Raw genomic sequence first — 20,504 nt, 5'->3', positions numbered from 1 at the left:
CGCGGCACTCTTCGCTTTCCACGCATCTTCTCGACGTATGTGCACGACGCATGTGCACGACGCATCTGAAACCCCTCTTGGAGCACGCATGGACGCCATCTCCGTCATCAGGACCAAGCGCGACCGCGGAGAGCTGAGCGACGCTCAGATCGACTGGGTCATCGACGCCTACACCCGTGGCGAGGTCGCCGACGAGCAGATGTCCGCGCTGGCCATGGCGATCCTGCTGAACGGCATGAAGCCGCACGAGATCAGCCGCTGGACCGAGGCCATGATCCGCTCCGGCGTCCGGATGGACTTCTCCTCGCTGCCGCTGCCCACCAGCGACAAGCACTCCACCGGCGGCGTCGGCGACAAGATCACCCTCCCGCTCGCCCCGCTGGTCGCCGCCTGCGGTGCCGCCGTCCCGCAGCTGTCCGGCCGCGGCCTCGGCCACACCGGCGGCACCCTGGACAAGCTGGAGTCCATCCCCGGCTGGCGCGCCCTGCTCTCCAACGACGAGATGATGGACGTGCTGCGCGACGCCGGTGCGGTCATCTGCGCGGCCGGCGACGGCCTCGCGCCCGCCGACAAGAAGTTGTACGCGCTGCGCGACGTCACCGGCACCGTCGAGGCCATCCCGCTGATCGCCTCCTCGATCATGTCGAAGAAGATCGCCGAGGGCACCGGCGCGCTCGTGCTGGACGTCAAGGTCGGCTCCGGCGCCTTCATGAAGAACCTGGACGACGCCCGCGAGCTCGCCCGCACCATGGTCGGCCTGGGCACCACCGCCGGGGTCAACACCGTCGCTCTGCTCACCGACATGTCCACCCCGCTCGGCCTCACCGCGGGCAACGCGCTGGAGGTCCGCGAGTCGATCGAGGTGCTGGCCGGCGGCGGTCCCGCCGACGTCGTCGAGCTGACCCTCGCCCTGGCCCGCGAGATGCTCGCCGCCGCCGGCGTGCACGGCAAGGACCCGGCCGACGCGCTGCGGGACGGCTCCGCGATGGACCACTGGCGCCGCATGATCGCCGCCCAGGGCGGCGACGTCGACGCCCCGCTCCCGGTCGCCCGCGAGCAGCACGTCATCCCGGCGCCCGCCTCCGGCGTGCTCACCGAGCTGGACGCCTACGCGATCGGTGTCTGCGCCTGGCGCCTGGGCGCCGGCCGCGCCCGCAAGGAGGACCCGGTGCAGGCCGGCGCCGGCGTCGAGATGCACGCCAAGCCCGGTGACACCGTGGTGGCCGGCCAGCCGCTGCTGACCCTGCACACCGACACCCCGGAGCGCTACGAGTACGCCATCGAGGCGCTGGCCGGCGGCATCGGGGTCTCCCCGGCGGGCACCGCGTTCACCCCGAACCCGATCGTCCTCGACCGCATCGCGTAGCGGTCCGCCCCCGGCCGGGGCGCGGTGCGACCGCGCCGCGCCCCGGCCGGCTACTCCGCCGCGGCGAGCAGGATCCCGAGGAACTCCTCGGGGGCCTCCTGCACCAGGTCGTGGCCGACCGGGAGGGCGTGCACCGTCCACGCCGGGTCGTCGCGGAGCCGGCCGTAGGTCTCCAGGAACGGGGTGCCCTCGAAGCGCTCGGCGTGGATGTAGACGCGGCGGGCGATCCCGTCCACCGCCCCGGTGAGGCGCACCGGCTGGAGCAGGGTCCCCATCGGGTGGACGGTCGCGCGCGGGTCGAGGGCCGGGTGGAGCCCCACCATGGTGTGCCCGTTCCCGGCGGCGGCGCCGGCCAGGTACCGCTGCTTCCAGAGGTCGTCGACGATCGCGTGGGCCGACTCGCCGTCGCGCGGGACGAAGGCGTCGGCGTGCACCAGCGCGGCCACCCGCTCCGGCACCCGGTCGGCGACCGCCGAGATCACCATGCCGCCGTAGCTGTGCCCGACCAGCACGGCGTCGGTGACCTGCTCCGCCTCCAGCAGGCCCAGCACGTCCTGGACGTGGGTGTCCAGGTTGATCGCCCCGTTGTTCAGGTGCCCGCGCTCGCTCACCCCGCTCAGCGTCACCGGGTACACCTCGTGCCCGGCCGCCCGCAGCCGCCCGGTCAACGGCCGGTACCACCAGCCGCCGTGCAGGACGCCGGGGACGAGGACGAAGGTGGCCATGGTGAATTCCTCTGCTGTTCGTACGAACTGACGAGAGGAAACTTACGGGCCTGCCGGGCGGGGTGTCAGGCGTACGTCCGCAGCACGCTGGTGTCGAGGGTCCACTAGGTCCGCACCGTGGTACGCGATATGGCTCGGGTGGGTCGTCGACAACTGCGCATTGAGCTGCCTGGCGATGTGCAGTACAGCGAGTTCGTGTCGCATGACCGGTGACGTCATCATGACGATCTCGCCCTCGGCGATCTCGACCTTCCCTATCCCCGGCACCTTCGGCAGCTGATCCGCGATCTCGAGCAGCCGGGCGAACACTGCAGGATCGACGCTCATACTCCGGAGTGTATCCGCGCCCGCTGTCAAGCGTCCGCGACCGCTCGCCTCGTGGTACGGGCCTGGTGGGTGGCGTGGAGGGTGGTGGCGGCGGCGAGGGTCATGGCGGTGAGGCCGACGGTGGCGGCGCCGGGCCAGCCGGTGGAGTGGTAGGCGTCGGCGCCGAGGGTGCCGCCGAGGCTGTTGCCGAGGTAGTAGGCGATCAGGTAGAGGGCGGAGGCCTGGGCGCGGCCCTCGGTGGCGGTGCGGCCGACGGCGGCGGAGGCGGTGGTGTGGCCGGCGAAGAAGCCGGCGGTGATCAGCACCAGGCCGAGCAAGGCGCAGACCAGGGAGTCGGCGAGCGAGAGCAGCAGCCCGGCGGCGGTCACGCCGACGGCGACGTAGAGGGTGCCGCGCCGGCCGAGCCGGGCGGAGAGGCGGCCGACTGCGGCGGAGGTGCCGGTGCCGACCAGGTAGACGACGAAGATCGAGGCGGCGATCGACTCGGGCAGGTGGAAGGGCGCGGCGATCAGCCGGTAGCCGACGGTGTTGTAGACCGCGCCGAACACCGCCATGAACAGCATGCCGAGCGCGTACAGCCGTACCAGCAGCGGGTTGCGCAGGTGTCGGCCGACGGTGCGGGCGAGAGCGCGCGGGTCCACCGGGGCCGGGGTGAAGTGCCGGGCGGCGGGGATCAGCAGCCGGAAGGCGAGCGCGGCGAGCAGGGCGAGGGCGGCGGAGGCGGCGAGGCCCCAGCGCCAGCCGAGGGCGGCGGCGGTCCAGCCGGAGATCAGCCGGCCGCCCATGCCGCCGATGCTGTTGCCGGCCACGTACAGGCCCATCGCGGAGGCCAGCGCGCTGGGGTGGACCTCCTCGGCGAGGTAGGCCATGGCGGTGGCGGGGAGCCCGGCGAGGGCGGCGCCCTGGAGGACGCGCAGCACGACCAGGGTGGTGAGGTCGGGCGCGAAGGGCAGGGCGACGGCGAGGGCGCAGGCCGCGAGGACGGAGGCCGTCATCACCGCGGTGCGGCCGTACCGGTCGGCCAGCGCACTGGCCGGGAGCAGCCCGAGGGCGAGGCCGAGGGTGGCGGCGGAGGCCGTCCAGCTGGCCTGGCCGGGGGTGAGGTCGAGGTCGGCCGAGAGGACCGGCAGCAGGCCCTGGGTGGAGTAGAGCAGGACGAAGGTCGCGACACCGGCGGCGAACAGGGCGAGGTTGGCGCGGCGGAAGCCGCGCCCGCCCGGGCGGTGGCGGTCGTCCCGGTCGAGGGTGTGCTCGGTGGAGGCATCCGGGGTGGCCGCGGATGCCCTGGTATCGGAGGGCTGCATGGCTCCGACGCTAGGCCTGGCGCGGCTGATGCGTCCAATGCATGAAGAGTGGATGATCGATGCGCCGGTGTATGAGTCGAGGTGGGACGGGGATGGCCGTGGCGGACGGGTCGGACGGAACGGAGCAGCCCTACCGGGCGGCCGAGTTGGGGCCGGAGGAGCCGGCCGTGCTGCTGGCGCCCAGGTTGGCGCGGTTCGCCGCGGTGGCCCGGCTGGAGCACGTGACCCAGGCGGCCGCGCTGCTCGGGGTGCCGCAGCCGACGCTGTCGCGCGCGGTGTCCCGGCTGGAGGCGGAGCTGGGGGTGGGCCTGCTGGCCCGGCAGGGCCGGACGGTCCGGCTGACCAGGGCGGGCCGGCTGCTGCTGGCCTCGGTGGAGCGGGCGCTGGCGGAGCTGGAGCGCGGCGCGGAGGCGGCCCGGGCGGAGGCGGACCCGGCGGTGGGGCGGGTGGCCTTCGGCTTCCTGCACACGATGGGCCCGGACGCCGTCCCGGCGCTGCTGCGGGGCTTCCGGGCGGCGCACCCGCAGGTGCGGTTCCAGCTGGTGCAGGACTACGGCACGGCGATGCTGGAGCGGTTGCGGGCGGGCGAGTTGGACCTGTGCCTGGTCGCGCCGCTGCCGGACGACCCGGCCTTCACGGCCCGCCCGCTGGACGAGCAGCGGCTGCACCTGGCCGTCCCGGCGGACCACCGGCTGGCGGGGCGGCGGCGGATCCGGCTGGCGGAGGTGGCCGAGGAGCCGTTCGTCGGGCTGGAGCAGGGGTACGGGCTGCGCATGATCACGGACGGCTTCTGCGCGCAGGCCGGCTTCGTGCCCCGGCTGGCCTTCGAGGGGGAGGAGGCCGAGACCCTGCGGGGGCTGGTGGCGGCCGGGCTGGGGGTGGCGCTGCTGCCGCCGGCGCTGGTGCCGCGGCCCGGGGTCGTGGAGCTGGAGGTGACCGCGCCGCGGACCCGGCGGGCGATCGGCCTGGCCTGGGCCGCGGGGCGGCCGCTGACGCCGCCGGTGGCGGCGTTCCGGGACTTCGTGCTGTCCCGGCGGGGGCGGCTGCTGCACCACGACTGAGGTGATCGGCGCGCCGCGCCCTGTTTGGCGGATCCTATGGACCGGGCGGTGGAATTCCGGTCCTGCTTTGGACCATCCGGTGGTGTTCCCGGTGGTGGGTCTACGCGCGTAGGGGCTATATTTCCGCAATGGAGAAGCAGATCCCCGTCACCATCGCGGGCACCGGCCCGCGCATTCCGACCCCCGACCAGATCCGCCGCGCGCCGAAGGTCCTGCTGCACGACCACCTCGACGGCGGGCTGCGCCCGGAGACCGTCGTCGAGCTCGCCGCCGCGACCGGCTACGAGGGGCTCCCCACCACCGACGCCAAGGAGCTCGGCGAGTGGTTCCGCGAGGCCGCCGACTCCGGCTCGCTGGTCCGCTACCTGGAGACCTTCGCGCACACCTGCGCCGTCATGCAGACCCGCGAGGCCCTGATCAAGGTCGCCGCCGACTGCGCCGAGGACCTGGCCGCCGACGGCGTCGTGTACGCCGAGGTCCGCTACGCCCCCGAGCAGCACCTGGAGGGCGGCCTGAGTCTGGACGAGGTCGTCGAGGCCGTCCAGGAGGGCTTCCGCCTGGGCGAGGCCAACGCCCGCGCGGCCGGCCACCGGATCCGCATCGGCACCCTGATCACCGCGATGCGGCACGCCGCCCGCTCGCAGGAGATCGCCGAACTGGCCAACCGCCACCGGGACTCGGGCGTCGTCGGCTTCGACATCGCGGGCGCGGAGGCGGGCTACCCCCCCACCCGCCACCAGGCCGCCTTCGACTACCTCAAGGGCGAGAACAACCACTTCACCATCCACGCGGGCGAGGCCTTCGGCCTGCCGTCGATCTGGGAGGCCCTGCAGTGCTGCGGCGCCGACCGGCTCGGCCACGGCGTGCGGATCGTCGACGACATCACCCTGAACGAGGACGGCAGCGTCGAGCTGGGCCGGCTGGCCGCGTACGTGCGCGACAAGCGCGTCCCGCTGGAGATGTGCCCGACCTCCAACCTCCAGACGGCGGCCGCCGCTTCGTACGCCGAGCACCCGATCGGGCTGCTCAGCCGGCTGAAGTTCCGGGTCACCGTGAACACCGACAACCGGCTGATGAGCGGTACCAGCATGAGCCAGGAGTTCGGCCACCTGGTGGAGGCCTTCGGCTACACCCTGGGCGACATGGAGTGGTTCACGCTGAACGCGATGAAGTCCGCGTTCCTGCCCTTCGACGAGCGGCTGGCGATGATCAACGACGTGATCAAGCCGGGCTACGCCGAGCTCAAGGCGGAGTGGCTGTTCAGCGCGGGCACCGCCGGCAGCTGAGCCGACGACCCGCCCCTGCGGTCGGATGAACGCGGCTTCCGGGTACGGAAGTTGGCGTTCATCCGACTACTCACTCGGGTGAGTGAACGCCCTTTGGTTCTCGCGCGACCCTGTCACTACGGTGTGCCAGTCAATGCTGACAGGCCGTGGCGGCACTCGCCCGTCCGCCGCCCCGTGCGATGTCGGCCACCGACGAGGACCCAAGGGGACGAACCATGAAGCAGGCTCTCAAGGCCGCCGGCACCGCGGCGCTCGGCATCGCCATCGCGGCGGTCGGCGCCGGCACCGCCTCCGCGGCGGCCGGCCAGGCGGCCGGCGGCCTCGGGCTGCCCACCGGCGCGGTGACGAACCCCGCGGTGACCGGTGCGGTCACCGACACCGCGGCCAAGCTGCCCGGCGGCGACAAGGTCGCCGGCACCCTCGGCACCCTGACCCCGAGCGCCGGCCAGCCCGCCGCCGCTCCGGCCGCCGAGGCCGCGCCCGCCGCCCCGGTCGCCGGCCTCACCCAGCAGCGCGTCGGCGGCCTGCCGAACGTCCCCGGCCTGGACAAGACCCCGATCGGCGGGGTTGCCGGCGCGCTGGGAGGCCTGGGCGGCTGATCCGACCACCCGTACGACGACGGGCCGCCCGCCCCCGGAACTCCTCCGGAGGTGGGCGGCCCGTCGTCGTGCCCGCCGGTACGGCCTCACGGCTCCTGGGGGAGCAGCACCCAGAGCGCGAGGTAGATCAGGAACTGCGGGCCGGGCAGCAGGCACGACAGCAGGAAGATCAGTCGGACGGTCCACGGGGTGAGGCCGAAGCGCTCGGCGATCCCGGCGCAGACGCCGGCGATGACGCGGTTGTGGCGGGGGCGGGCGAGGCGGGCGCTCATGGGAACTCCTTGGCTGGCTGGCTGCCGGTGCCGGGTGGTCCGGCGGGCGTACCTCCATACTCCGCCGCCGCCGGCCCGGAAACCTCCACCCACCAGGCGATCCTCGACCCCGGTAGGTCACCGGGAAGACGGAGACGCGGATCGGGGTCGGCCTCAGGGATGACCCGGAGGTGCGGGTACGGAAAACCCGTTCGCGAAGGTGTCGGGGCGGAGGGATATGATTCCGCGGTCGCTGATGGTGGGGGGAAATCCGGCGGCGCCGTCACGGCCTCAAGAGGCCCCTCACGCCTGCGATTTCGCACTTCTCTCGGGCTGCGCCCGAATTCTCCCGTGAGGTCCCCTTGCGCAATCAGTCCCGCAGAATCCTCGCCGTGGCCGCCGCTGCCGCGCTGGCCTCCGGCGCCGCCCTGACCTCGGCCCCGGCGGCACTGGCGGCCCCGACGGCCGGTCCGACGGCTCCTGCGCCGCAGGGCCAGGGCTCGCTCGTCACGATCACTACGAGCGGTATGCCGAAGACGGTCACGGCCGGCACCTCGGTCGAGCTCACCTCGACCCTCAAGAACACCGCCGACCACCAGGTGGACGTGACGACCGACTTCGTCGTCAACAGTTCCAACCTCAAGGAGGAGCAGCTCAAGCTGCAGGTCCAGAAGCCCGGCAGCACCCAGTGGCAGGACGCCAAGCTTCGTCCGGGCTGGAACACCGGAGCCTGGTGGGAGCTCGACCCCTTTGCCACCGAACTGCATCTGCCGGCGGGTGGATCGGTCACCTACCAGTTGCGGCTGACCTTCTCCGCGGATATCTCGGGCGGCGAGGCCGGGAGCGGTCTGAGCGCGGTGGTCTCGGACCCGACTCTGCCGCCCGAGCAGCGCGGCGCCATGGTCTGGGGCAGCACTCCGCGCTTCACCGTCGTTCCGGTGGGTGGCCCGACCACCCCGCCCCCGGTCGGGCTCCCGGACGTCAAGGTCGAGGACGTGCCCGCCTCCTTCACGGCCGGCGGGGCGGCGAAGCCCTTCAAGGCGGTCTACAGCAACCACACCGGCAAGGACCTCCGCATCGTCCCGGCGATCGTGTTCCAAGGCGAGCACCCGCTCCCCGCCGACGTCGTCAAGCTGGAGTTCCAGACCCAGCAGGGCCAGTGGCTTGCCGCCACCCCGGCGCCGCTGGGAGACATCCCCAGCCCTCAGCTGGGCGTGGAGCTGCGCACGGGCAACAAGGACGCGGACGTCATCCCGCTGCCCGCCGGCGAGACCCGTACGGTCAACCTGCGGCTGGCCTGGACCAAGGACGCACCGGTGGGCGCCGAGTCGGTGTTCGCCAACGGCTACAGCTTGGCCGGTCCGGGCGGGACCGAGCGGGGGACCTCCAGCCCCGCGGTGGACTTCGCGATTCTGCCCGCCGCGGGCCCCACCGGCACCCCGGCTCCCACCCCGACGGGCACCACCCCGGCCACCAGCGCCCCGACCACGGCCGCCGCCGTCCCGGCCGCGCAGGTCACCACCGGCGCCCCGAGCCCCGCGGTCGAGCCCGTGCAGGTGGCGGCGGCCGCCGCCCCGGCCCCGGCGGCCGTGGAGGCCACCCGGCTGGCCTCCACCGGAGGCGGGTCCTCGTCCGCCCCGATGGCGATCACCGGCGCGACCGCGATCGCCCTCGGCATCGGGACCCTGGTCGTCGCCCGCCGCCGCCAGCGCGCCCAGGGCGCCGGGAACTGACCCCGGACAGCACAAGGCCCGTCCGTCCCCGCTCGAAGGCGGGGCCGGACGGGCCTTCCGGCGTTCCGGGGCTCAGCCGGCCGGCTGCTGTGGCGGCTGCGGCTGGGCGTACGGGTTGTCCGCCACGGGCTGCGCCGGCGCGCCCGGCTGGGGCGGCACGGCGCCCTGCGGCGGCACCGGCTGGCCCGGCTGCCCGGCCGGCTGGGCGTACGGGGCGTTCGGGTTGAACGCGGCCTGCTGGGCGGCGGCGTTGGGGTCGTGCGGGGCGTTCGGGTTGTACGGCGCGTGCGGGGTGTACGGCGTGACCGGCTGGGGCGGCGCGTTCTTGGCGTTGCTGCGCTCGACGACCGCCTTCACCGTGGCGACGATCATCGCGATCGGCAGGATCAGCGCCTGGAAGAAGATCCGGTAGGTGCCGCCCTCGAAGACGAACGCCAGGTAGTAGGCGTAGCCCGCGAACCCGAGGCCAATCACGATGTTGAGGATCCGCATGCCGACCTTGAGCCCGCGCAGCGGCAGCACGCCGAGGACCAGCATGATGGCGCCGCTGAGCGCCAGCAGGACGACGTACCAGGAGAAACCGGGTTCGTTGGTGAAGTCGAGATTGTTCAAGGGGATTTCCTGTGGGAGGAGAATGACGACGGGAACCGTCCGGGGACGACAGCGCACAGTACTGGAGGGGGCCGACATTCGTCGTCGCCTTTTCATCACGGTGTCGTTGCGCCGGGTCGCAGCTGCGCCGGAGCGGTAATTGACGAGGTGGGAAATGACTGTTTATGAGGTGCTGCGGGTCTTTTGCGGGCCGGACGGGCGGCACGGCAACGCGCTCGGCGTGGTGCGGGACGGCGCCGCCGTGCCGGGGCGGGCGGCGCGGCAGGCCTTCGCCGGTGAACTCGGTTTCAGCGAGACGGTGTTCGTCGACGACGCGGAGCGCGGGGAGATCGACATCTACACCCCGAGCGTGCGACTGCCCTTCGCCGGCCACCCGTGCGTGGGCGCCGCCTGGCTGCTCGGGGTGGACCGGCTGGTGACCGCCGCCGGGGAGGTGCCGGTGCGGCGCGAGGGCGGGCTGACCCGGATCGAGGCCCGGCCGGAGTGGGCCCCCGGGCGGACCCTGCGGCAGTACGGCTCGGCTGCCGAGGTGGAGGCGCTGGAGGTGCCGCCGCCGGGGGAGTGGGTGTACGCCTGGGCCTGGCAGGACGAGGTGGCCGGTACGGTCCGGGCGCGGGCCTTCCCGGGCCGGGGTGACGGGATCGACGAGGACGAGGCGACCGGCGCGGCGGCCCTGCTGCTGGCCGGCCGGCTCGGGCGGGCGCTGACCGTCACCCAGGGCCGGGGTTCGCAGCTGCTGGCCGGTCCGCGGCCGGGCGGGCTGGTCGAGGTCGGCGGCCGGGTGGTGCGCGCCTAGCCGGCCGGCGGGGTGGGGCCCGCGTAGGCGCGCGGACGGGCCGCGGGTGCCATGGTCACCTTCGGGGTGACGGCGGCGGCCACCGGCGGGGCGGCCAGGGCGGCGGCCCGCCGGGCCCGGGCCGCGGTCCGGTGCTCCCGCAGCAGGCGGCGCAGGCCGGGGACGAGGGCGAGGTGGGCGATCATCACGCCGAGCACGGCGAACAGTATGTGGTCCACGTTGAGCACGTGCCCGGGCGTCCAGGAGGAGAGGAACTCCAGGCCGGTCGCCAGCAGGGCGGACACACCGGTGGTGCGCAGGAAGGACGGCAGCCAGGGGGCCCGGACCCGGCCGCCGGCCAGCGGCAGCAGGACGCCGAGCGGGGCGAGCAGCAGGAACTCGCCGACCACCTGCCACGGGGTGGAGGAGCGGAGCGAGGCCAGCGGCGTCAGGTTGGCGTCGTACACCCAGGCCACCGGCAGGGGTCTGAGCACCAGCCAGAGCACCAGCGTCAGGTGGAGGGCCAGGCCCGCCAGTCCGGCGTGCCGGAGGGGACGGTGGACGCCCGCCGCCGGCCTGTTCTCGGTCCGTGCGCCGGAACGCTCGTCGCGTGTCCTGGTGCCATCTCGCTGCACGGGGGGAAGGACGTGGGCCGGTGGCGCGGCGGTTCCACGCCGGGCGTGAACATTCCGGGGCGCGCCCCCGTTTCCCGTCACACGGGGTCGATACACGGATCGACGGAGTCGATGGGGGGCGCCCTCGCCCGAGGACGGGCCCTACCGGCAGGGCGCCGCCGTGGGCACCGCGCCGAACACGTTGTCGGGCGGTGGCGAGCCCGGCGCCACCGGGGTGGGCGAGGGGCTCGCGCTCGCCTTGGCCGCGCCGCGGGACGGGGTGACGGCCGGGGCGGGCGGGGTCGGGGTGGCCAGCGCGGTCGGTATGTGCGGGGCGCTCGGGCAGGCCGTCCGGCTGGCGGGCGCGCCGGCGTCGACCGGTACGGCGGTCGGCCGGATGCCGCAGCCGGAGGCCAGCGCGAGCAGGAGCAGGACGCCGGCGGTGCGGCGCAGGGCGGTGCGGGTGGGGGCGGTCACGTGGCGTCCTTGAGCTCGGCGTCGCCGGCGGGGCCGAGCTCGGTCCCGCCCGCGGACGGCGACGGCGGTTGGGTCAGCGGCAGCGTCAGGGTGAACACCGCGCCGACCTCCCCGTTCGCCGCCGTGATGGTCCCCCCGTGGATCTGGGCGTTGGCCATCGCGATGGACAGCCCCAGGCCGCTGCCCTCCGAGCGGGCCCGGCCGCGGTCGGCCTTGTAGAAGCGGTCGAAGACGTGCGGCAGCACGTCCTCGGGGATGCCGGGGCCGCTGTCGGAGACCTCGACCACGACCGAGTCCGCGGACTGCCGGACCTTGACCCGAACCGGCGAGCCGCCGTGCTTGAGCGCGTTGCCGATCAGGTTGGCGAAGACCACGTCGAGCCGGCGCGGGTCGACCACGGCCAGGATGCCGCGCGGGGCGTCCAGTTCGACCGCGTCGTACCAGGCCCGGCCGTCGATGCAGGACATGATCAGGTCGGCGACGTCGACCTCGTCGGCGACCAGCCTGGCGGTGCCGGCGTCGAAGCGGGTGACCTCCATCAGGTTCTCGACCAGGTCGGACAGCCGCCTGGTCTCGCTCACCACGAGTCGGACGGCGGGCTCGATCATCGGGTCCAGCGACTCGGCCTCGTCCTCCAGGATGTCGGTCACCGCGGTCATCGCGGTCAGCGGGGTGCGCAGCTCGTGCGACATGTCGGCGACGAACCGCCGGCTCTGCGCCTCGCGCGCGCTCAGCTCCTCGACCTGCTCGTGCAGCGACTCCGCGGCCCGGTTGAAGGTCCGGGCCAGGTCGGCGAGTTCGTCGGAGCCCTCGACCTCCAGCCGGGTGTCCAGGTGGCCCTCGCCGAGCCGCTTGGCGGCCTCCCCGAGCCGCTTGACCGGCCGCAGCACGGTCGAGGAGGCGGCCTGGGCGAGCAGGGCCGAACCGATCAGCGCGAGCAGGGTCGCGATGGCCAGTGACCAGCCCAGGGTGTTGAGGTCGGCCCGTTCGTTCTCCAGCGACTTGAACATGTACGCCGTCGGGCCGTTCGGCAGCACCTTGGTGCCGCCGATCACGAACGGGCGGCCGTCCAGGTTCTGCCGCTGCCAGTACAGGTGGTACGGGTACGGGTTGCTCTCGGTGACCTCGCGCGGCTTGGCGACGGTGGACTGCAGCGCCGCCGGGACGTCGGCCAGGGTGAAGCGCGTCGGGGCGGAGGAGACCGCCGGGCACTCGGGGTGCGCCGGGTCGACCACGACCACGTCGTAGGACAGGCCGGAGCTCGCCACGTTGGAGGCCAGCGTGGCGAGGTCCGGGCAACTGGCGTTCAGCGGCAGGTCGGAGACGTTGCGGCTGAGCGAGACCCGGAAGTCGTTCAGCGCGGTGTCCTGGGCGCGCTTGAGCACCGCGTCGCGGTTCAGCCAGTACGCGATGCCGGAGGCCGAGACGGCGGCGAGCAGCGCGACGGCCGCGAACACCGCGATCAGCCGCACCCGCAAGGAGCGCAGCCGTCGCCACGGGCCGGACGAGAACCGTCGGGCAGTCTGCTGATGGTCAGTCACAAGAGCCTGTCGTCGTACGGGAGTTCAGGAAGGGGGCGAGGGGCTCAGGCAGGCGGGTCCAGTCGGTAGCCCACCCCGCGCACGGTGCGGATCAGGGTCGGCGCGGACGGCACGTCCTCGACCTTGGCCCGCAGCCGCTGGACGCAGGCGTCCACCAGGCGGGAGTCGCCGAGGTAGTCGTGCTCCCAGACCAGCCGCAGCAGCTGTTGGCGGGAGAGCGCCTGGCCGGGGCGGCGGCTGAGCTCCAGGAGCAGCCGCAGCTCGGTCGGGGTGAGCTGGAGGTCCTGCCCGTCCTTGGTGACGGTCATCGCGGCCCGGTCGATCACCACGGTGCCGTACGCGGAGGAGTCGGAGCTCTCCCGCTCACCGCGCCGCAGCACGGCGCGGATCCTGGCGTCCAGCACGCGCGGCTGGACCGGTTTCACCACGTAGTCGTCCGCGCCGGACTCCAGACCCACGACCACGTCGATGTCGTCCGAGCGGGCGGTGAGCAGGATGATCGGCAGCTGGTCGGTGCGGCGGATCCGACGGCAGACCTCGAAGCCGTCGATTCCGGGCAGCATCACGTCCAGCACGATCAGGTCGGGCCGCTGCTCCTTGAAGAGCCTCAGACCGTCCTCGCCGGAGGCGGCGGTGGCCACACGGTGGCCCTGGCGGGTGAGAGCGAGTTCGAGGCCGGTCCGGATGGCGTCGTCGTCCTCGATCAGTAGGAGGAAAGGCACGGCCCCATTTTGGCCCACCGGGAGCGCCGAATCACCCCCCGGACCGGTCACCGCCCGTACGGGAACCGGAAGGACGGCCACCGGCGTCCGGAACGGCGGGAGGAGGAGCGGGTCGAAGGGCCCGGCCCTGTGACACCCCTGTGACAGTCGGCGGACAGCGCCATCACAACCGGCGGGCAGGATTTTCCATGTCGCCGCAGGACAGCGGGCCGAAAGGGCCGGCTGGAGGGCGGCAACAGGAACCGCTCGTACCGAACCAAGGGGGCGCACGATGAACGCCATGCTTCAGACCCGGACCAACCCGGCTGTCCGCACCGCGCGTTCCTCAGCGACCACCCACCGGACCCGGTACGAGATCAGGACCGACGAGAACTCCGGTGCCGTGACCGTACGGGGGTGCGCGCACAGCACCGGTGGAAACCCTGTCGCCCGCCGGGTGAGCGGCGGCGGCAGGACGGGGGAGCTGTACGGGATCGGCCGACTGGGGAGTGCGGCCGACTCCGGCAACACCCTCACGCTGCGGGGGATCCTCCCCGTCCGCGTCGAGGGCACGGACGCCCGGGGGGGCGACCAGAGGAAGAACGGTCTGCGGACGGTCGGCTCGGGGGAGCCGGCCGGTCGCGGGGCCGCCGGTGCGACGCTGCTGCGGCTGAACCCCGCGTCGGCCCGCACCACCGAGGCGGGACAGGGAGACGCGCAGGGGGAGCACCCGGCCGTCGCGGAGGACCACATCACGGAGTTCACCGCGTACGTGCGCGAGCGCCGCGCCTCCCTGTACGCCACGGCGTACCACCTCACCGGTGACCGCTACGAGGCCGAGGACCTGCTGCAGAGCGCGCTCTTCAGCACCTACCGGGCCTGGGGCCGGATCACCGACAAGGCCGCGGTCGGGGGCTACCTCCGCCGCACCATGACCAACCTGCACATCTCCGCCTGGCGGCGCCGCAAGGTCAACGAGTACCCGACCGAGGAGCTGCCGGAGACGGCCGGCGACACCGACGCGATGGGCGGCACCGAGCTGCGCACCGTGCTCTGGCAGGCGCTGGCGAAGCTGCCGGAGAACCAGCGGACCATGCTGGTGCTGCGGTACTACGAGGGCAAGACCGACCCGGAGATCGCCGACGTGCTGGGGATCAGCGTCGGCACGGTCAAGAGCAGCATCTGGCGCGCGCTGCGCCGGCTGCGCGAGGACGAGCACCTGAACAAGTCGGGCGACACCGTCCGGGCGTTCGGCGAGCTGGTCGCCTGACGGCGGCCAGCGGGGGAGCAGGGGACAGACTCCCGTCGGGGGACGGGTAGCGGACGGTTGCGGTTCGGGGGCGCCGGCTCGGGGGAGCGGCGCTCGTGGGGAGCCCAAGCCGTTCGGTGGGCGACGGGCCCGGTGCGGGGGAGACGCACCGGGCCCGTCGTCGTACGTCCTCGGGCGGTCCCGCCCGGCGCGGCTCAGACCGCGGACAGCTCCCGCCGCCCGGCGGCGGCGCGGACCCGCCGCTCGGCCTCCGCCCCGGCGCACGGGTGCGAGCCCAGCTCGACCTGCCGTTCGACGATGGCCCGCTCGGCCCGCATCAGTCGCAAGCCCCGGCGCAGCAGCACCGGCAGCGACTTGCGGCCCTCCCGGACGTCCCGGCGCAGTCGGCGCCAGGCCGTGGTGAGCGCGCCGTTGCGCAGGCACAGGGCGTCGCCGAGCAGGCCCTCGGCGGCGCACTCGGTGACGATCTCGGCGGCGAAGATGCCCTCGGCGATGAACGCGGTGGCGCCGTCCAGGTCCAGGGCGCGGGTGGAGATCCGGCCGTTGTCCGGGATCGAGTACACCGGCACCTCGGTGCGCCCGCGCTCGTACAGCGCGCGGATGGCGGCGACGGCCTGGTCGCGGTGCCAGGCGAGCGGGGAGTCCCAGTCCACGGCGCCGTCGGGCAGCCGGGGGAGGGTGGGGTCGTCCCCGTCCTTGTAGAAGTCGTCCAGCTGGAGCACCGGGAGGCCGCTGCGTTCGGCCAGCGAGGACTTCCCCGATCCGGAGGGCCCGGAGAGCAGGATCACCCGGGCGTGGGCCGTCGGGACGGGGTTCATGGGGGAGTCACTCACGGGACACCAGTCTGACGCATCCCGGCCGGTTGCCGAAACCGTTCTGCATCACACCTTTCGGCGGCGCCCTCCGGTCGCGCCCTCCGGCCGCGCCTTCCGTCACGCCGTCCGGAAGTCGGGGCCGGCGAGGGCGAGGTGGACCGACGGCAGGTAGCGGCTGTCGAGCTGGAGGTACACCTGGCGCCCGCCGCCGGGCGGCTGGTAGCCGGTGGCGGCCCAGTCCTGGGAGTGCCAGGTGTCGGGCTCGGGCTCGTGGAAGGTGCCCCCGGTGGGCAGTTCGAGCGGGCGGGCCCCGCGGGCGCGGAAGGTGACCGCGGCGGCACCCGGGGTGACGTCCAACCTGCCGTTGGTGTAGCGGTGTTGCCAGCCCGGCCGGTCGGACCGGGCGGAGCAGGGCAGTCGGACGGGCTTCCCGGCGGCCAGGCGGCGGCGGACCCGCGCGACGTGCCACCGGCGGACGAACCCGTCCGTCAGCAGCGGCATCAGCTCGGCGATCAACTCTCCCACGGCGCCTCCTCGGTGGTGTCGGTACCGGGGATTCTGGTCCGGACGCACACGCACGGCGAGCGCCGAAAGTCGCGCGGGCGGTGACGAAAGTCGACGGACCCGCACCAGGGGGGGAGAGGTGCGGGTCCGTCCAATGACCGTCCGGGCCCTGGGGGGGAGAGGGCACTGGGGACGGCCAGTCTGTGGAGTTGTGATGCGGAACCGACGGAAGGTCAGATCCCCATCGGGTGCCAGACCGTCTTCGTCTCCATGAAGGAGAGTAGCCGGTCGGTACCGGGCGCATCCGTCCAGTCCTGGGCGAACGGGTCCAGCTCCGGACGGACCACCCGCTTCAGGGTATCGGCGGCGGCGGCCTCCAGCGCGGTCGCCGCGCCGGGGCCGTCGGCGGCGACCGCGCCGGTGAGGTCCAGCGCGTTGACGTCCTGGTGCGAGGCCAGGGTGGGGGCGATGTCCGCGGTCCGGCCCGAGATGATGTTGACCACGCCGCCCGGGAGGTCCGAGGTGGCCAGCACCTCGCCCAGCGACAGCGCGGGCAGCGGGGCGTCCGCGGCGGCCGCGACCACGACCGTGTTGCCGGTGGCGATCGCCGGGGCGATCACCGAGACCAGGCCGAGCAGCGAGTGCCCGTACCCGGCCTGCGGGGCGACGATCCCGACCACGCCGGTCGGTTCCGGGGTGGAGAGGTTGAAGTACGGCCCGGCGACCGGGTTGGCGCCGCCCGCGATCTGGGCGACCTTGTCCGTCCAGCCCGCGTACCAGACCCAGCGGTCGATCGCGGCGTCCACCAGCGCGGCGGCCTTCTTCGGGCCGATGCCCTCGGAGACGGCCACCTCGGCGGCGAACTGCTCGCGCCGGCCCTGCAGCATCTCGGCCACCCGGTACAGCACCTGGCCGCGGTTGTACGCGGTGGTGCCGGCCCAGCCCTTGACCGCCGCGCGGGCGGCCAGGACGGCGTCGCGGGTGTCCTTGCGGGTACCCAGCGGGGCGTTGGCGAGCCACTCGCCCTTTGCGTCGGTCACCTCGTACACCCGCCCGCTCTCGGAGCGCGGGAACTTCCCGCCGACGTACAGCTTGTAGGTCTTGAGGACGTCAAGACGCGCGAAGGTCGTGTCAGACATCGAGGTAGGCCTCCAGACCGTGGCGGCCACCCTCGCGGCCGTAACCCGACTCCTTGAAACCGCCGAACGGCGAGGTCGGGTCGAACTTGTTGAAGGTGTTGGCCCAGACCACACCCGCCTTGAGCCGGTTGGCCGTCCAGAGGATGCGCGAGCCCTTCTCCGTCCAGATGCCGGCGGAGAGGCCGTACGGGGTGTTGTTGGCCTTCTGGACCGCCTCGTCGGGGGTGCGGAAGGTCAGCACCGACAGGACCGGGCCGAAGATCTCCTCCTGGGCGATCCGGTGGGCCTGGCTGACGCCGGTGAACAGGGTCGGCCTGAACCAGAAGCCGGTGCCCGGGAGCTCGCACTCCGGCGACCAGCGCTCGGCGCCCTCGGCCTCGCCGGCCGCGGTCAGCTCGGTGATCCGGGCCAGCTGGGCGGCCGAGTTGATCGCGCCGATGTCGGTGTTCTTGTCCAGCGGGTCGCCGACCCGCAGGGTGCCCATCCGACGCTTGAGGGCGTCCAGCAGCTCGTCCTGGATCGACTCCTGGACCAGCAGGCGGGAGCCGGCGCAGCAGACGTGGCCCTGGTTGAAGAAGATGCCGTTGACGATGCCCTCGACCGCCTGGTCGATCGGCGCGTCGTCGAAGACGATGTTGGCGGCCTTGCCGCCCAGCTCCAGCGACAGCTTCTTGCGGCTGCCGGCCAGCTGCTTGGCGATCGCCCGGCCGACCGGGGTGGAGCCGGTGAAGGCGACCTTGTTGACGTCCGGGTGCGCGGTGAGCGCGGCGCCGGTGCGGCCGTCGCCGGTGACGATGTTGACGACGCCCTTCGGCAGACCGGCCTGGCGGCAGATCTCGGCGAAGCGCAGCGCGGTCAGCGGGGTGGTCTCGGCCGGCTTGAGGACGACGGTGTTGCCGGTCGCCAGCGCGGGCGCGATCTTCCACGCCAGCATCATCAGCGGGAAGTTCCACGGGATGACCTGGCCGGCCACGCCCAGCGGGCGCGGGTTGGCGCCGAAGCCGGCGTAGTCGAGCTTGTCCGCCCAGCCCGCGTAGTAGAAGAACCAGGCGGCGACGGTCGGGATGTCGAAGTCGCGGGTCTCGCGGATCGGCTTGCCGTTGTCCATCGACTCCAGCACGGCCAGCTCGCGGGCGCGCTCCTGGATGATCCGGGCGATCCGGAACAGGTACTTGGCGCGCTCGCTGCCCGGCAGCGCCGACCAGTCGGCGAAGGCCTTGCGGGCGGCGGCGACGGCGCGGTCCACGTCCTCGTCGGTGCCCTGGGCGAACTCGGCGAGCACCTGCTCGGTGGCCGGGTTGACCGTCTTGAGGGCCTCGCTGCCGGAGGAGTCGACGAACTCGCCGCCGATGAAGTGGCCGTACGAGGTCGCGATGTCGCCGGCGGCGGCGGGGGACTCCGGGGCCGGGGCGTAGGTGAAGAGGCCTCCGGCCGGCTGGGCCGCGGGCTCCTCGATGTTCTTCTTCTTGGCCATGGTGATCAGTCCACCGTCACGTAGTCGGGGCCGGAGTAGCGGCCGGTGGCGAGCTTCTGGCGCTGCATCAGCAGGTCGTTGAGCAGGCTGGAGGCGCCGAAGCGGAACCAGTGCGGGCTCAGCCAGTCGTCGCCGAGGGTCTCGTTGACCATCACCAGGTACTTCATGGCGTCCTTGGTGGTCTTGATGCCACCGGCCGGCTTCACGCCGACCTGGACGCCGGTGGCGGCGCGGAAGTCGCGGACCGCCTCCAGCATCAGCAGGGTGACCGGCGGGGTCGCGTTGACGGCGACCTTGCCGGTGGAGGTCTTGATGAAGTCGGCGCCGGCCAGCATCGCCAGCCAGGAGACCCGGCGGACGTTGTCGTAGGTCTGCAGCTCGCCGGTCTCGAAGATCACCTTGAGGTGGGCGTAGCTGCCGTCGGCGCGCTTGCACGCCTCCTTGACGGCGACGATCTCGTTGAAGACGTCGAAGTAGCGGCCGGAGAGGAAGGCACCCCGGTCGATCACCATGTCGATCTCGTCGGCGCCCGCGGCCACCGCGTCGGCGGTGTCGGCGAGCTTGACCGGGAGGGCGGCGCGGCCGGCCGGGAAGGCGGTGGCCACGGAGGCGACCTGGATGTCGGTGCCCCGCAGGGCGTCCTTCGCGGTGGCGACCATGTCCGGGTAGACACAGATGGCGGCAACGCGCGGGGTGGTCGGGTCGGTCGGGTCGGGGGTCCTGCCCTTGGCGCACAGTGCGCGCACCTTGCCGACCGTGTCCGCGCCCTCGAGCGTGGTCAGGTCGATCATGGAGATCGCCAGGTCGATGGCGCGGGCCTTCGCCGTGGTCTTGATCGAGCGGGTCCCGAGGGACGCGGCGCGGGCTTCGAGGCCGACCTGGTCGACGCCGGGCAGGCCGTGCAGGAAGCGGCGGAGCGAGGCCTCGGACGCCGCAACGTCCGCGAGGCCGCTGCCCGCAACGCCGGGGGCATTGGCTGCAACAGTGGACATAGTCACCAGACCAGCATATCTACGCGCGTAGCCGACCGCTAGAGCGCCCACCTTTCCGGTGGCCTTTCGTGGCCGGACCGAGACCTCGGCCGAACGGGGCCACCCGGGCGAGGTCGGGGCGCCATTCGTGGCCGGACCGAGACCCGCTGGTGAGGGGTGCATGGGGCAGAATCGACGCCATGACCGATTCCGACGGCAAGCCCCACCAGGGCCCGGCCGCCCCCGACGGGGACCCCGAGTACGCGGACCGCGTGTACCGCTCCGTCCCCGGCGTGATCTCCGGAGTGTTCCTGCTCGCCGTCGCCGCCTGGCTGATCGGCGACGCGGCGGTGACCGGCACCGGCAGGACCCCGTACGTCGCGCTCGCGGCGCTGCCGGTGTTCGCCCTCCCGGTGATCGCCTACACGCTGCGCCCGGCGGTGTTCGCCGACAACCGGCGCCTGGTGGTCCGCAACCCCTGGCGCACCATCACCGCCCCCTGGGCCTCGGTCGACGCGCTGCGGGCCGGGTACTCGGTCGAGCTGCTGTCCGGCGAGAAGAAGTACCAGGTGTGGGCCGTTCCGGTGTCGCTGCGCCAGCGCAAGCGGGCCAACCGGGCCCTGAGCCGCGGCAACGCCGAGCACGCCTCCCGGACGGGCCTGGGGCTGGGCCTCGCCGCCCGGACCAACCCGGTCGTCCAGGGGTCCTCGGATCCGAACCGGGCCTGGTCCGACCAGGTGACCGACGTCCTCCAGGGGATGGCCGAGCGCAACGGCCGCCGGCCCGACGCCGCCGGCCCGGTGGTCGTCCGCTGGTGCTGGTGGGTGATCGCCCCGGCGCTGCTCGGCCTGGTCGCGCTGATCACGGTGATCGCGGTCTGACGACGACCGCACCACGAAGGAGCCCGCCGGAAACGGCGGGCTCCTTCGCGTTGGGGGAGATACGACGCGGTGCGGTCC

General features: G+C 73.3%; 22 protein-coding genes. 8 read left to right on the top strand and 14 right to left on the bottom strand.

Features of this window, described 5'->3' with window-relative positions; all coding sequences use genetic code 11:
- Positions 1-88 precede the first annotated feature (88 nt).
- Positions 89-1,366 (top strand): thymidine phosphorylase, encoded by a 1,278-nt coding sequence (locus tag ACFV8H_RS07380; RefSeq protein ID WP_380397285.1) that lies wholly within the window; start codon positions 89-91, stop codon positions 1,364-1,366.
- 50 nt (positions 1,367-1,416) lie between these two features.
- On the opposite strand, the gene ACFV8H_RS07375 is transcribed toward ACFV8H_RS07380, so the two are convergent.
- The 3 genes from ACFV8H_RS07375 to ACFV8H_RS07365 are packed head-to-tail and all read right to left on the bottom strand — an operon-like array spanning position 1,417 to position 3,722.
- Positions 1,417-2,091, bottom strand: a complete 675-nt coding sequence (locus ACFV8H_RS07375) for an alpha/beta fold hydrolase (RefSeq protein WP_380397283.1) — start codon at positions 2,089-2,091, stop codon at positions 1,417-1,419.
- 42 nt (positions 2,092-2,133) lie between these two features.
- Complete coding sequence (locus tag ACFV8H_RS07370; RefSeq protein WP_380397281.1) at positions 2,134-2,418, bottom strand: hypothetical protein; 285 nt, start codon at positions 2,416-2,418, stop codon at positions 2,134-2,136.
- Positions 2,419-2,444: 26 nt separating this feature from the next.
- The gene (locus tag ACFV8H_RS07365; protein WP_380397279.1) at positions 2,445-3,722 is read right to left on the bottom strand and encodes an MFS transporter; all 1,278 of its coding nucleotides are present in this window, start codon (positions 3,720-3,722) and stop codon (positions 2,445-2,447) included.
- Positions 3,723-3,814: 92 nt separating this feature from the next.
- Here ACFV8H_RS07365 and ACFV8H_RS07360 point away from each other — a divergent pair, with 92 nt between their 5' ends.
- The 3 genes from ACFV8H_RS07360 to ACFV8H_RS07350 all read left to right on the top strand — a co-directional run bounded on the left by ACFV8H_RS07360 (position 3,815) and on the right by ACFV8H_RS07350 (position 6,668).
- Entirely contained in the window at positions 3,815-4,783 is a 969-nt protein-coding gene (locus ACFV8H_RS07360; protein WP_380397277.1) for a LysR family transcriptional regulator, read from the top strand.
- Between the two features lie 128 nt (positions 4,784-4,911).
- Positions 4,912-6,069, top strand: a complete 1,158-nt coding sequence (locus ACFV8H_RS07355; protein WP_380397275.1) for an adenosine deaminase — start codon at positions 4,912-4,914, stop codon at positions 6,067-6,069.
- Between the two features lie 215 nt (positions 6,070-6,284).
- The gene (locus ACFV8H_RS07350; protein WP_375882306.1) at positions 6,285-6,668 is read left to right on the top strand and encodes an ATP-binding protein; all 384 of its coding nucleotides are present in this window, start codon (positions 6,285-6,287) and stop codon (positions 6,666-6,668) included.
- 86 nt (positions 6,669-6,754) lie between these two features.
- Here ACFV8H_RS07350 and ACFV8H_RS07345 read toward each other — a convergent pair whose 3' ends face one another.
- Entirely contained in the window at positions 6,755-6,940 is a 186-nt protein-coding gene (locus ACFV8H_RS07345; RefSeq protein WP_207813471.1) for a PspC domain-containing protein, read from the bottom strand.
- Positions 6,941-7,311: 371 nt separating this feature from the next.
- On the opposite strand from ACFV8H_RS07345, the gene ACFV8H_RS07340 reads away from it, so the two are divergent.
- Positions 7,312-8,652: a hypothetical protein gene (locus ACFV8H_RS07340; protein ID WP_380397272.1), complete on the top strand. Its 1,341-nt coding sequence runs from the start codon at positions 7,312-7,314 to the stop codon at positions 8,650-8,652.
- Positions 8,653-8,724: 72 nt separating this feature from the next.
- Here ACFV8H_RS07340 and ACFV8H_RS07335 read toward each other — a convergent pair whose 3' ends face one another.
- Positions 8,725-9,264, bottom strand: coding sequence for a hypothetical protein (locus ACFV8H_RS07335; RefSeq protein WP_375894670.1), 540 nt, complete (start codon positions 9,262-9,264; stop codon positions 8,725-8,727).
- A 154-nt stretch (positions 9,265-9,418) separates the two neighbouring features.
- On the opposite strand from ACFV8H_RS07335, the gene ACFV8H_RS07330 reads away from it, so the two are divergent.
- Positions 9,419-10,060 carry a PhzF family phenazine biosynthesis protein gene (locus ACFV8H_RS07330; protein ID WP_380397270.1) on the top strand — a complete coding sequence of 214 codons (642 nt, stop codon included), beginning with the start codon at positions 9,419-9,421 and terminating at the stop codon, positions 10,058-10,060.
- Here ACFV8H_RS07330 and ACFV8H_RS07325 read toward each other — a convergent pair.
- The 4 genes from ACFV8H_RS07325 to ACFV8H_RS07310 all read right to left on the bottom strand — a co-directional run bounded on the left by ACFV8H_RS07325 (position 10,057) and on the right by ACFV8H_RS07310 (position 13,393).
- Complete coding sequence (locus ACFV8H_RS07325; protein WP_380397268.1) at positions 10,057-10,674, bottom strand: VanZ family protein; 618 nt, start codon at positions 10,672-10,674, stop codon at positions 10,057-10,059. The genes ACFV8H_RS07330 and ACFV8H_RS07325 overlap by 4 nt on opposite strands.
- A gap of 141 nt (positions 10,675-10,815) precedes the next feature.
- A complete protein-coding gene (locus ACFV8H_RS07320; RefSeq protein ID WP_380397265.1) occupies positions 10,816-11,130 on the bottom strand; it encodes a hypothetical protein in 315 nt (104 codons plus the stop codon).
- Positions 11,127-12,671: an ATP-binding protein gene (locus ACFV8H_RS07315; RefSeq protein ID WP_375894681.1), complete on the bottom strand. Its 1,545-nt coding sequence runs from the start codon at positions 12,669-12,671 to the stop codon at positions 11,127-11,129. The genes ACFV8H_RS07320 and ACFV8H_RS07315 overlap by 4 nt, the downstream gene beginning before the upstream one ends.
- 44 nt (positions 12,672-12,715) lie before the next feature.
- The gene (locus ACFV8H_RS07310) at positions 12,716-13,393 is read right to left on the bottom strand and encodes a response regulator transcription factor (protein ID WP_063349065.1); all 678 of its coding nucleotides are present in this window, start codon (positions 13,391-13,393) and stop codon (positions 12,716-12,718) included.
- A gap of 280 nt (positions 13,394-13,673) precedes the next feature.
- Between ACFV8H_RS07310 and ACFV8H_RS07305 the strand changes: the two genes are divergently transcribed.
- Positions 13,674-14,642 carry a SigE family RNA polymerase sigma factor gene (locus ACFV8H_RS07305; RefSeq protein WP_380397416.1) on the top strand — a complete coding sequence of 323 codons (969 nt, stop codon included), beginning with the start codon at positions 13,674-13,676 and terminating at the stop codon, positions 14,640-14,642.
- A 194-nt stretch (positions 14,643-14,836) separates the two neighbouring features.
- On the opposite strand, the gene ACFV8H_RS07300 is transcribed toward ACFV8H_RS07305, so the two are convergent.
- From ACFV8H_RS07300 to deoC, 5 genes are all read right to left on the bottom strand, one after another.
- The gene (locus ACFV8H_RS07300) at positions 14,837-15,475 is read right to left on the bottom strand and encodes an ATP-binding protein (protein WP_380397264.1); all 639 of its coding nucleotides are present in this window, start codon (positions 15,473-15,475) and stop codon (positions 14,837-14,839) included.
- A gap of 99 nt (positions 15,476-15,574) precedes the next feature.
- On the bottom strand, positions 15,575-15,982 hold the full coding sequence (locus tag ACFV8H_RS07295) for a hypothetical protein (protein ID WP_380397262.1): 408 nt from the start codon (positions 15,980-15,982) through the stop codon (positions 15,575-15,577).
- Positions 15,983-16,194: 212 nt separating this feature from the next.
- Positions 16,195-17,100, bottom strand: coding sequence for an aldehyde dehydrogenase family protein (locus ACFV8H_RS07290; RefSeq protein ID WP_380397260.1), 906 nt, complete (start codon positions 17,098-17,100; stop codon positions 16,195-16,197).
- Complete coding sequence (locus ACFV8H_RS07285; RefSeq protein ID WP_380397259.1) at positions 17,093-18,574, bottom strand: aldehyde dehydrogenase family protein; 1,482 nt, start codon at positions 18,572-18,574, stop codon at positions 17,093-17,095. Before ACFV8H_RS07285 ends, ACFV8H_RS07290 begins: the two co-directional genes overlap by 8 nt.
- Positions 18,575-18,579: 5 nt before the next feature.
- On the bottom strand, positions 18,580-19,566 hold the full coding sequence (gene deoC, locus ACFV8H_RS07280; RefSeq protein ID WP_375894692.1) for a deoxyribose-phosphate aldolase: 987 nt from the start codon (positions 19,564-19,566) through the stop codon (positions 18,580-18,582).
- A gap of 179 nt (positions 19,567-19,745) precedes the next feature.
- Between deoC and ACFV8H_RS07275 the strand changes: the two genes are divergently transcribed.
- Positions 19,746-20,426 carry a PH domain-containing protein gene (locus tag ACFV8H_RS07275; RefSeq protein WP_380397257.1) on the top strand — a complete coding sequence of 227 codons (681 nt, stop codon included), beginning with the start codon at positions 19,746-19,748 and terminating at the stop codon, positions 20,424-20,426.
- The last annotated feature ends 78 nt before the right edge of the window (positions 20,427-20,504 follow it).

It is taken from the genome of Kitasatospora sp. NPDC059827 (assembly GCF_042731675.1).
Classification (GTDB): Bacteria; Actinomycetota; Actinomycetes; order Streptomycetales; family Streptomycetaceae; genus Kitasatospora.
Note: the sequence above shows the minus strand (reverse complement) of the source record. Positions and strands in the feature narration are given on the sequence as shown.

Excerpts from the sequence above, each read along its gene's own strand:
- ACFV8H_RS07370 (WP_380397281.1), bottom strand. The coding sequence starts at position 2,418 with ATGAGCGTCGATCCTGCAGTGTTCGCCCGGCTGCTCGAGATCGCGGAT.
- ACFV8H_RS07330 (WP_380397270.1), top strand. The coding sequence starts at position 9,419 with ATGACTGTTTATGAGGTGCTGCGGGTCTTTTGCGGGCCGGACGGGCGG.
- ACFV8H_RS07350 (WP_375882306.1), top strand. The coding sequence starts at position 6,285 with ATGAAGCAGGCTCTCAAGGCCGCCGGCACCGCGGCGCTCGGCATCGCC.
- ACFV8H_RS07360 (WP_380397277.1), top strand. The coding sequence starts at position 3,815 with ATGGCCGTGGCGGACGGGTCGGACGGAACGGAGCAGCCCTACCGGGCG.
- ACFV8H_RS07375 (WP_380397283.1), bottom strand. The coding sequence starts at position 2,091 with ATGGCCACCTTCGTCCTCGTCCCCGGCGTCCTGCACGGCGGCTGGTGG.
- ACFV8H_RS07285 (WP_380397259.1), bottom strand. The coding sequence starts at position 18,574 with ATGGCCAAGAAGAAGAACATCGAGGAGCCCGCGGCCCAGCCGGCCGGA.
- ACFV8H_RS07290 (WP_380397260.1), bottom strand. The coding sequence starts at position 17,100 with ATGTCTGACACGACCTTCGCGCGTCTTGACGTCCTCAAGACCTACAAG.
- ACFV8H_RS07365 (WP_380397279.1), bottom strand. The coding sequence starts at position 3,722 with ATGCAGCCCTCCGATACCAGGGCATCCGCGGCCACCCCGGATGCCTCC.
- ACFV8H_RS07355 (WP_380397275.1), top strand. The coding sequence starts at position 4,912 with ATGGAGAAGCAGATCCCCGTCACCATCGCGGGCACCGGCCCGCGCATT.
- deoC (WP_375894692.1), bottom strand. The coding sequence starts at position 19,566 with ATGTCCACTGTTGCAGCCAATGCCCCCGGCGTTGCGGGCAGCGGCCTC.
- ACFV8H_RS07305 (WP_380397416.1), top strand. The coding sequence starts at position 13,674 with ATGCTTCAGACCCGGACCAACCCGGCTGTCCGCACCGCGCGTTCCTCA.
- ACFV8H_RS07275 (WP_380397257.1), top strand. The coding sequence starts at position 19,746 with ATGACCGATTCCGACGGCAAGCCCCACCAGGGCCCGGCCGCCCCCGAC.
- ACFV8H_RS07380 (WP_380397285.1), top strand. The coding sequence starts at position 89 with ATGGACGCCATCTCCGTCATCAGGACCAAGCGCGACCGCGGAGAGCTG.
- ACFV8H_RS07345 (WP_207813471.1), bottom strand. The coding sequence starts at position 6,940 with ATGAGCGCCCGCCTCGCCCGCCCCCGCCACAACCGCGTCATCGCCGGC.